Below are 311 nucleotides of genomic sequence, written 5' to 3'. Positions count from 1 at the left end.
TATTATTGATTGCAGCACAGAGGTATCAGTAATTAACGCTGAGATAGTATCTTGTACGCCTGTGTTCTCAAAGAAACTTGGTTGCAAGTTAGTGATACTGCTATATAAGTCATATCTGATTCTTGCGATAACTTTCTCGCTGCCAATGCCAATGAAATATAACCGAGTAAATGCAGTGAGAGAAATGGCTAAAACTATAAGTATTGCAACTAATAGTTTGGTAGTAAAATCGTGCTCTGTGCCAGAATCAATTATATTGCTTAAGCCTCTGCCAAAGAGGAGGATCGTTAAGGCTGAAAATAAAACTGCAA

The sequence above is a fragment of the Wolbachia endosymbiont of Drosophila incompta genome (genome assembly GCF_001758565.1).
GTDB lineage: Bacteria > Pseudomonadota > Alphaproteobacteria > Rickettsiales > Anaplasmataceae > Wolbachia > Wolbachia pipientis.
This window is presented reverse-complemented; position numbering follows the sequence as displayed.